Here is an 8,416-nt window from a genome sequence, read left to right as displayed (position 1 = left end):
CCATAACGCTCACGACCGGGACTTTTGATCCAAGCCGCTTATGGTGGTTTGCTACCTGCTCCTGCAAGCCGATAGCGAGGGGCCATACCCTCATCTCTTACGCCGCTTGCTGCGGCACACTGAAGTCTGCGACCCATAGCTGGTCAGGCTGATCTGCACTAAAATCCCGTTTCACTAAGTCGGCTGCTCGTTTTTGATCATCTCGGCTACGGGTGGTTTGTTTATTCTTACCACGCCAAACACCTTGTATACCTAGCTTTTGCATCAATCGAGCAACTGTACAGCGCGCAACAACATAGCCTTCACGTTTCAACTTTTGCCAAACTTTACGAACACCGTACCGACCTGAACTTTCCTTCCAAATTCGTTTAATTTGTTTAGCATGATGCAAGTCATGTAGATCTCGTTTCGCTCGATGTTCTGGATTGTCCGCGAGATCTAAAGTTCGATAATAGGTCGAAGCTACGATCGGTAAAATCCTACAAATCGCTTCAACACCATATAGGTCTTTATTATTATGGATAAAATCCACCATTATTTGTGTGGGCGGTCGAGCTCCGCCTGGGCGAAAAAAGCGGCTGCTTTACGTAGAATTTCGTTAGCACGTTGCAGTTCTTTATTTTCACGTTCGAGTTGTTTAATACGTTCTTGATCTGAAAGCTGCTGTACTTTAACTGGATTTTGTTTATCTAAATATTTTTGATGCCAAACACGCAATGCTCTGTTGACCAAAATATTGGACGTCAACTTGAGGGAATTGAGGTTGACCGGGTTTTTATCGATAAGGCTTCTGGAAAAAATACTGCCCGCCCAAAATTTCAGGAAATGTTGAGCTATGTGCGTGAAGGGGACATGATTGTTGTTCACTCCATGGATCGTTTTGCCCGGAGTCTAAAAGATTTAGTCACTGAAGTAGATCAACTTGTCAAAAGAGGAGTTGCCATCCAGTTTGTCAAAGAGAACATTACCTTCACAGCTCAGGCTACGCCAATGGATAACTTGATGTTGCAGCTCATGGGCGCTTTTGCTCAATTCGAGCGGGAAATTATTCTGGAACGCCAAAAAGAAGGAATTAAAATTGCAGCAGCCCATGGCAAATATAAAGGTCGTGTCCATAAATTGAATCCTGATCAGGCTCAAGCCCTGCGACAAGCCTGGGATGAAGGAAGATATTCATCCAAAGTTGATTTGGCAAAAGCATTTGGTATTAGCCGACAGGCTGTTTATCGATATTTAAAACGAAGTAATTAATGATTCTCTAGATGAACTGAAAGGTGTCTACAAAATAGGTAGCTATCCACTCTACGATTAAAATTATTTAAATTATTATTTTTCATTGTTTTAATTTAATAAAATTAAAGAAAAGTTTACATTTGGGGTGAAAGAATCTACTATTGAGCACGTAAGTGAATATTCGTGAAGTTTAGTGAACTTTAATGAATATTCATTAAGTGCCAAAACTAGAGGAGTACCTTGTAATGGCTACTGTCTCGTTCAATAAAAGCTTTACAATTGAAAGCCCTAAAGCAATTCATGCTATAATTCAAGACTTGGAAAATCCTCGTAAAATTGAGGTTTCTGCTCGTGATTATAATGCAGAAAATGCAAAGGGTATTAAGCTATTAAAACAACGATTGTCCAACTCGAAGCGTTAATTCAAGAACATGGTGAAGATAGCGTTTGCCAGTTCTTGAATGATAACTTTGCCTGCCCTCAAAATCCTGATGTTGAAAGCTTTTTACTAAATAAAGGTAAAGGGATTAGATTTGAAAAATCTTCTATTTCTCGTACTTATCTAATTTTAGATGAGAGAAATGGTGATTTACTTGCTTATTTTTCAATTTCATTCAAAGAAATTATAATTAATACAGAAAGTCTTTCAGGAACAGCCATCAAAAAACTGAATGGCATGAGTAAGACTGCTGATACGTTAAAAGTCTATTTGATTGGTCAGATCGGTAAAAATAGCATGATTAAACCTAATCCAATTAAGTTGGATAACATTCTAAGTGAAATTTACAATGTTATTGCCCAAGCTCAAGCCTTGATCGGAGGACGTGTAATTATTCTTGAGTGTGAAAATCAACCTAAGCTTATAGCTTTATATGAAAAACATGGATTTAAATTGATTGAAACTAGTAGTGGTAATGATGAACTTCGTACAATGTATACATCCATTATTCAATCTTAATAAATTTTTGGTAAAAAATTATTTTAACTATAAAAAAGTCAAATTTTTAGAAAAGTATATATTAACCCGAATCCTGCTTAAGCCAATGATTTCATAATTTGAATTGTTGGCTTATTTCGATGGGTTAATTGGTATGCACATAAAGAAGCATAAATCCCACTTAGAAATCCATGAATACTACGAGCTTTACTCGTCACTAAATTATATTGTCCTTTCAATAAACTGAATAACGTTTCTATTTTATTGCGCTGTCTTAAGTGATATTCATCTGATGCACAAAGTTGTACAGATTTCATGTTCTTTCGATGATACGTAATCAAATCAATACCTTGGTCTAAAGCAGAACGAACGATTTCACCGAAAGTGCATATTCTAAAAGCGGACATTTTTACTTTGGAGAAACCGGACATTTCTATTTTGGGCTTACATTGTTTGCTTGTTATTCACCAATTAAAATGTCTATGCGATAAACCATTTAAAATGTCCTGTTTTTAACCACAAGAGTCAAGCACAGGATTTAACTTTCTTTGTTCAATATCGGCTTTCTGAGCTTTACGGCTTGGCATATTTTTATTTGTTCTTGAACATTTATTCTGTTTTTCCAATTCTTCATGCTGCTGTTGAATATGTGCCAGAACTGCACCTAACCGTTTATTCTCAACAATCTCATTTTGCTGTAGCCCAGCCAATTTATTAAAGATGCTGTAGTTGAGCTTTCGGCCTTCATGCATGATGGCCACAGTGCCATCCGGGTACTCCAGAAATGAAATGTATTGCCCAACAAGCTTATGATTCAGCTCTATCGGTTCAAGCAGATAAATACACTTGTCATACGTGATGGTTAGGTTCTTCGTGACCTTACGCGGTTCCTGCCAGGTGAATATATCCTCCAGCTCAGCATCAGATTCCGTTAAAGATCGATGCAAGTTCTTTGGGTTTCTCGCACACTTGGTGAACTTCTGGTTGAAATGCTCAATAAAGCAGGGTAGCCAGGCATTGGCTTCGGCAATTGAACTGATGCCTTCCAGACGCATCTCTTTGATCAGACGGTCTTGAAGGGTTCTATTCGCGCGTTCTACGCGACCTTTGGCCTGTGGTGAGTTGGCAAAGATAATATCAATGTTTAACTCATTCAGAATCCGGCCAAATTGCGTGATCTTGCTGTCCTGGCTCGATTTCTGGTTCACTCGGAAGACCGAATGTTTATCGCTATAAAAGGCCAGAGGCTTACCGTATTGTTCAATGTAGGCTCGGGTTGAAAGCATATAGTCGAAGGTCGTTTCCGCCTCACAGAAGCGCAGATGTAACAGCTTTCCAGTGGCATCATCGATATACACCAATAAACAGCACTTAGCAGCGCGTCCTTCGAACCAGTCATGATATGAGCCATCAATCTGGATCAGCTCACCGAAGCAATCCCGATTATAACGTGGCTGATATGGACGTTTAAGGCGCTTGGATCGCGGAATCCACAGGTCATTGGCCGTCATCCAGCGCCGAAGCGTTTCTACCGGGATATTCAGGTCAAATATGCTGCTGAGCTTCTCATGGGCCAAGGTGGGTCCAAATCCCAGCAGATGTTCAGAAATAATGGAAAGACATTTTGATTTTAATAAATCATCATGGCGACGATGGCCAGGTTGACCACGACTGGCATGCGCCATACCTGAAACACCATCTTGATTGAGCTTCTGTAATAATCGGGTAATTTGACGGGTTGAAAGATTGAGGATTTCAGCAGCACGGACTTGTGTAATACGTTGATCTCGAACGTCTTGCAGAACAGCAAGACGTTGAATTTCTTTGTCAGACATAGTGATCAGCATCTATATTTCATATCCAGTCCATGATGGTTAACCCATCATAAACTAGACATTTTTATTAGTGAGAATATAGACATTTTGAATGGGTTCTAACATTGCTATTTCGTATAACGTACATTATGTTAAATATTATGAGATTAGGCTCAAAGAGAGGAAATGCTAGAGGTTGCGAATCTGTGAAATTTCCTCTGGTGAAATTCCTAGTGACTCTAAAAATTTCTGATGCTCTTCAGGCTCCATTTCTTCAAATTTTTGATGCCACTTCATCATATCTTCTTTTGATAAACCCGCAGCAGTCATAATTTCTACCCATTTCGCTTTATTCATGAACTTTTCCTTTAATAAAATTGATTTTTTTAATAACTCAATGATAGCTTTTTGCTGACCCCTTAAGTTATTAATCTCTTTCTCCAATGCCCTAAAATGATTTTCCAAGATTTGACCTTGGGATATGCTACACGGTTCTAAAAGCAAGCGGATATCTGAAATTGATAGTCCGTAAGCGCGATAAGAGACTATACTTTTCAGTCGCTCGATCTCACTTTCACCGTACCATCTGTAACCATTTTCAGCTATAAATCTAGGTTTTAATAAATCCTGTTTCTCATAATAAAGAACGGTGGTTCTCGATAAATTGAGACTTTTAGCTAAGCGGGTTACAGTAAGCATATTTTTTGTCATTCGTTCATTGTTCAATTAAGGTAAACCCTTTACTTATAGACAGGTCAATCTTGAAAAATTATTTATTTCACAAATTAAGGATACCCAAAACACAGTCATTTTTATTTTAGGCTGACAGCTCATCATCGCTCCTCAGCTATCGATGAAATAAAATATGTAACTGATTTCAACCCAATATAAAATAAAATTTTGATGAATTACAGGGAATGCACATGGTCTGGCTTATTGCTAAGTATGCGCTCACAGCTGGGATGGTAATACTTATTTCAGAAGTGGCCAAACGTAGTGACCGTTTAGGCGGGTTGATCGCAGCCTTACCGATTGTAACGGTACTGGTGCTGATATGGATGAAACTTGAGCATCAAGATCCACAGAAAATTTCAAATCATGCTTGGTACACTTTTTGGTATGTGGTGCCGACCTTACCGATGTTTTTAGCATTTCCCCTCCTGTATCAGCGTTATGGATTTTGGCCAGCTCTAGCCCTTTGTTGTGTAATGACCCTTGTTATTTTCCTGGCATGGGCCGCTATCTTGCACCATTTCGGTATTGATTTAATGTAAAGGATGAAACGATTACTCACATTGAATCAGAATAAATCTTTTTTTACGGAAATGTTCATTTCGCTAAAACCCACAATCTTAGAGATTATCAAAAGCCTTGTAGAGATCAGTAGATTTTTCAAGATGCCCACTCTTTAGATAATTGAAAGTGGAACGACATGATATGAATAAGCATCATTGGGAAACTGTGTATACCAAACTCTGGCGTTTATATTCCCCTTCTATGATTAACCCCATCAAGTAGGAAAAGCATTCAAAAAATAGCATTGATTAGAGCTTAACTTTAAGATCTGAAGATTATCTGAATCTTAATTTGACTACCAGTGAACGAAATACCCATGATATCAAGCCTGAATATGGATGCAGTCCTGGATTGATGGCTATTTAAAGCAATTTATTCAAAATGGCAGGGATAGGTATGGATATGGATTTATATTCGCTATTGTCTCGCTCAATTAAGGTTTAGTCATCCTATATTGACTATAATCATTTGGATAACAGCAAGAGAGTTTATTGTGCGCCATTCTTATCATATCGAAAAACATTATATTGAACGTGCTGGATGGTTACGTGCAGCGGTGCTGGGGGCAAATGACGGGATTATTTCAGTCACCAGTCTGGTGGTGGGAATTGCAGCCAGTGGCGCATCTACCCATACCCTACTGGTGACCTGTATCGCCGGATTGATCTCTGGGGCTGCATCAATGGCTGCAGGTGAATATATTTCGGTTAAATCCCAGCAGGACATTGAACAGAATGATCTGGAGATGGAACAACGTGAACTGCAACGCCATCCCGAACATGAATTGAATGAGTTAAAAAATATTTATATACAACGCGGATTACAACCCACTTTAGCTGAAGAAGTCGCCCGCCAGCTGACCGCACATAATGCTTTAGATGCCCATGCTCGTGATGAAATTGGTATTTTAGATCATACCTCTGCACAGCCCTTTCGCGCTGCGTTTTCTTCAGCCACTGCATTTACAGTCGGTTCACTCTTTCCTTTAATTTCAATCATGTTGATGCCTGAGCAATATTTAGAGAAAGGCGTGATGCTGATTGGGGTATTAAGTCTTGGCATTATGGGTGCACTGGCCAGTTATGTAGGCGGAGTCAGCATCTGGAGAGGTTCAATCCGGGTAATGCTTTGGGGCATTATCGCGATGCTATTCAGCTCCTGGATCGGATCATTATTTAATGTGAGCGTGGCATAAGATCGCTTTTTATATGTTCCCCCACTCGCTCTACCCATGATGGGTTTGACATCCTCACCGCCCTTTAAGGACGGTGATTCCTACTGCTAGATCATGCCCAAGCACAAGTATGTTCTTAGCACTGTTCAGGTCCATCAGCGGGGATAGAACAATACTCCATAACCCATTCAATAAAGGCTTATGTCTTTTAAAATATCGCCTTCACTACGGCATATATGATTATGCAGTAGCCGAATGAATCCACTTGCGATTATGCTGCGAGGACATCACGCTTTTCTGACTAGATAAACCCTTAGGTGAATAATAATGATTGATAAAAATATCCCGCTCACCGATTTACACCGCCATCTCGATGGCAATATCCGTCCGCAAACCATTTTAGAACTGGGGCAGCAATTCCAGATTCAACTGCCTGCCAACACCCTGCCGGAACTACTACCGCATGTTCAAGTCATGGATAATCAGCCAGACCTGCTGAGCTTCCTAAACAAACTGGACTGGGGCGTGAAAGTCTTGGGTGATTTGGAAGCCTGCCGTCGTGTCGCATGGGAAAATATGCAAGATGCAGCACAACAAGGTTTGGACTATGTCGAAATGCGCTTTTCTCCCTTTTATATGGCGATGAGCCATCAACTTCCACTGGCTGGGGTAGTCGAAGCCGTGATTGATGGCGTTCAGCAAGGCAGCCGTTACTTGGATCTTCCTGCTAAGCTCATCGGTATTATGAGTCGTACCTTTGGGCAGGCTCGCTGTCAGCAAGAACTGGATGCCTTACTGACTCATCGTGACCAGATTACCGCACTAGATTTGGCAGGTGATGAACTGGGCTTTCCAGGGGAACTGTTTATTGATCATTTCAAGCGAGCTCGTGATGCAGGCTGGCACATCAGCGTCCATGCAGGTGAAGCCGCTGGTGCAAGCAGTATTTGGCAAGCGATTCAAACCCTCGGTGCAACCCGTATCGGGCATGGGGTGAAAGCTGTGGAAGATGCAAAATTACTAGATTATTTAGTTAAATATCAGATCGGGATTGAGTCCTGCATTACCTCAAATCTGCAAACCAGTACCGTTGCCAATATTGCTCAACATCCGCTTAAAACCTTTCTTGAACATGGCATTTTAGCCACGATTAATAGTGACGATCCTGCGGTTGAAGGCATTGATATTCAACATGAATATTTACACGCAGCACCACAGGCAGGCTTGTCCGAAGCACAAATCCGACAAGCGCAGCAAAACGGTTTGAGCATCGCCTTTTTATCCGCTCAGGAAAAACAGCAACTTCAAGAGAAAGTATCGCAGCGTAACGCCTTTTCAGGAATCAATTACAGGGATTGATGCAAATCAGTCATCATCTGTTTCTTATTGTCATCAGAATACCCCTCGTTTTCATGCACAATATATTGATTTTTATAAAATTTATTAATTAGCAAAGACTTAGAAGTTATTAAATTAGATAAAAAACAGCACTAACTAGGGTGTGTCCTCATTTGGCTTTGCACCAAATAAATATGCAGGCTATATGGATCATAGATTTATAATTGCGTGCTAGTTTATCAAATCGAGTGCAATAGCACGGAAATGTTTTAATCTCGCAAAAGCATTTTCAACTAAATGTCAATGATGGCTTTGTTTGAGAAATTTCCAATAAGTTGCTTCAAATTTCAGAAAGAAATCATCAATTACGCAGAATAATTCGGTACTATTGAACATCAGACTAGGGCTTTAGGTTTTGTGTGGTAACTCAACTGATGGCTCTAGTCCTCTTATTTTTCAAGTCATTTTCTTATCCGCGATTCGGGTTATATTTAATGTCTCTGTACACGACAAATTTCATAGGATCCTTGTCCTATCAGGCTTTTTCTTTCTTAAAATTGCTAGCACTTTCTTAAATTCTTCTTTTTTTCCAAAACCAATCAAACGTAGAATAGCCATTTGAAC

Annotated in this window: 9 protein-coding genes, 3 pseudogenes and 1 other annotated feature; of the genes and pseudogenes, 6 read left to right on the top strand and 6 right to left on the bottom strand. The window is 40.0% G+C overall.

The features are described from left to right. Positions 1–109 precede the first annotated feature (109 nt). Positions 110–717 (bottom strand): annotated as a pseudogene (locus FTT87_RS15215) (IS3 family transposase); the annotation flags it as partial. Then, positions 461–577 (bottom strand) — a sequence feature (AL1L pseudoknot). (Overlaps the previous pseudogene by 117 nt.) On the opposite strand from FTT87_RS15215, the gene FTT87_RS15210 reads away from it, so the two are divergent. The 3 genes from FTT87_RS15210 (at position 703) to FTT87_RS15200 (ending at position 2,191) form a co-directional block, all read left to right on the top strand. Further along, the gene (locus FTT87_RS15210) at positions 703–1,251 is read left to right on the top strand and encodes a recombinase family protein (protein ID WP_180044638.1); all 549 of its coding nucleotides are present in this window, start codon (positions 703–705) and stop codon (positions 1,249–1,251) included. The pseudogene FTT87_RS15215 and the gene FTT87_RS15210 overlap by 15 nt on opposite strands. A 227-nt stretch (positions 1,252–1,478) precedes the next feature. Then, the gene (locus FTT87_RS15205) at positions 1,479–1,655 is read left to right on the top strand and encodes a hypothetical protein (RefSeq protein ID WP_180044637.1); all 177 of its coding nucleotides are present in this window, start codon (positions 1,479–1,481) and stop codon (positions 1,653–1,655) included. A 35-nt stretch (positions 1,656–1,690) separates the two neighbouring features. Further along, positions 1,691–2,191, top strand: coding sequence for an acetyltransferase (locus FTT87_RS15200; protein ID WP_180044636.1), 501 nt, complete (start codon positions 1,691–1,693; stop codon positions 2,189–2,191). 77 nt (positions 2,192–2,268) lie between these two features. Here the strand turns inward: FTT87_RS15200 and FTT87_RS15195 are convergent, their stop codons facing one another. The 3 genes from FTT87_RS15195 to FTT87_RS15185 all read right to left on the bottom strand — a co-directional run bounded on the left by FTT87_RS15195 (position 2,269) and on the right by FTT87_RS15185 (position 4,683). Next, the gene (locus FTT87_RS15195; RefSeq protein ID WP_373423531.1) at positions 2,269–2,577 is read right to left on the bottom strand and encodes a transposase; all 309 of its coding nucleotides are present in this window, start codon (positions 2,575–2,577) and stop codon (positions 2,269–2,271) included. Positions 2,578–2,682: 105 nt separating this feature from the next. Continuing rightward, the gene (locus FTT87_RS15190; RefSeq protein ID WP_104483800.1) at positions 2,683–4,017 is read right to left on the bottom strand and encodes an ISNCY family transposase; all 1,335 of its coding nucleotides are present in this window, start codon (positions 4,015–4,017) and stop codon (positions 2,683–2,685) included. 156 nt (positions 4,018–4,173) lie between these two features. Next, complete coding sequence (locus FTT87_RS15185) at positions 4,174–4,683, bottom strand: MerR family transcriptional regulator (RefSeq protein ID WP_180082754.1); 510 nt, start codon at positions 4,681–4,683, stop codon at positions 4,174–4,176. Positions 4,684–4,907: 224 nt separating this feature from the next. On the opposite strand from FTT87_RS15185, the gene FTT87_RS15180 reads away from it, so the two are divergent. The 3 genes from FTT87_RS15180 (at position 4,908) to add (ending at position 7,813) form a co-directional block, all read left to right on the top strand. Beyond that, a complete protein-coding gene (locus FTT87_RS15180) occupies positions 4,908–5,258 on the top strand; it encodes a DUF3147 family protein (RefSeq protein WP_086176086.1) in 351 nt (116 codons plus the stop codon). A 515-nt stretch (positions 5,259–5,773) separates the two neighbouring features. Beyond that, the gene (locus FTT87_RS15175) at positions 5,774–6,475 is read left to right on the top strand and encodes a VIT family protein (RefSeq protein WP_180042840.1); all 702 of its coding nucleotides are present in this window, start codon (positions 5,774–5,776) and stop codon (positions 6,473–6,475) included. A gap of 306 nt (positions 6,476–6,781) precedes the next feature. Continuing rightward, the gene (add, locus tag FTT87_RS15170) at positions 6,782–7,813 is read left to right on the top strand and encodes an adenosine deaminase (protein WP_180042839.1); all 1,032 of its coding nucleotides are present in this window, start codon (positions 6,782–6,784) and stop codon (positions 7,811–7,813) included. 148 nt (positions 7,814–7,961) lie between these two features. Here add and FTT87_RS15165 read toward each other — a convergent pair. Continuing rightward, positions 7,962–8,092: pseudogene (locus FTT87_RS15165) on the bottom strand (IS5/IS1182 family transposase); the annotation flags it as partial. Positions 8,093–8,101: 9 nt separating this feature from the next. Then, a pseudogene (locus FTT87_RS15160) lies at positions 8,102–8,188 on the bottom strand (IS982 family transposase); the annotation flags it as partial. Between the last annotated feature and the right edge of the window lie 228 nt (positions 8,189–8,416).

The organism is Acinetobacter sp. YH01022 (genome assembly GCF_013420235.1).
Lineage (GTDB): Bacteria > Pseudomonadota > Gammaproteobacteria > Pseudomonadales > Moraxellaceae > Acinetobacter.
This window is presented reverse-complemented; position numbering and strand designations above follow the sequence as displayed.

What these genes read in the sequence shown, in the direction of transcription:
- FTT87_RS15210 (WP_180044638.1), top strand. Translation starts at nt 703, where the DNA reads ATGCCAAACACGCAATGCTCTGTTGACCAAAATATTGGACGTCAACTT.
- FTT87_RS15205 (WP_180044637.1), top strand. Translation starts at nt 1,479, where the DNA reads ATGGCTACTGTCTCGTTCAATAAAAGCTTTACAATTGAAAGCCCTAAA.
- FTT87_RS15195 (WP_373423531.1), bottom strand. Translation starts at nt 2,577, where the DNA reads ATGTCCGCTTTTAGAATATGCACTTTCGGTGAAATCGTTCGTTCTGCT.
- FTT87_RS15190 (WP_104483800.1), bottom strand. Translation starts at nt 4,017, where the DNA reads ATGCTGATCACTATGTCTGACAAAGAAATTCAACGTCTTGCTGTTCTG.
- FTT87_RS15185 (WP_180082754.1), bottom strand. Translation starts at nt 4,683, where the DNA reads ATGCTTACTGTAACCCGCTTAGCTAAAAGTCTCAATTTATCGAGAACC.
- FTT87_RS15180 (WP_086176086.1), top strand. Translation starts at nt 4,908, where the DNA reads ATGGTCTGGCTTATTGCTAAGTATGCGCTCACAGCTGGGATGGTAATA.
- add (WP_180042839.1), top strand. Translation starts at nt 6,782, where the DNA reads ATGATTGATAAAAATATCCCGCTCACCGATTTACACCGCCATCTCGAT.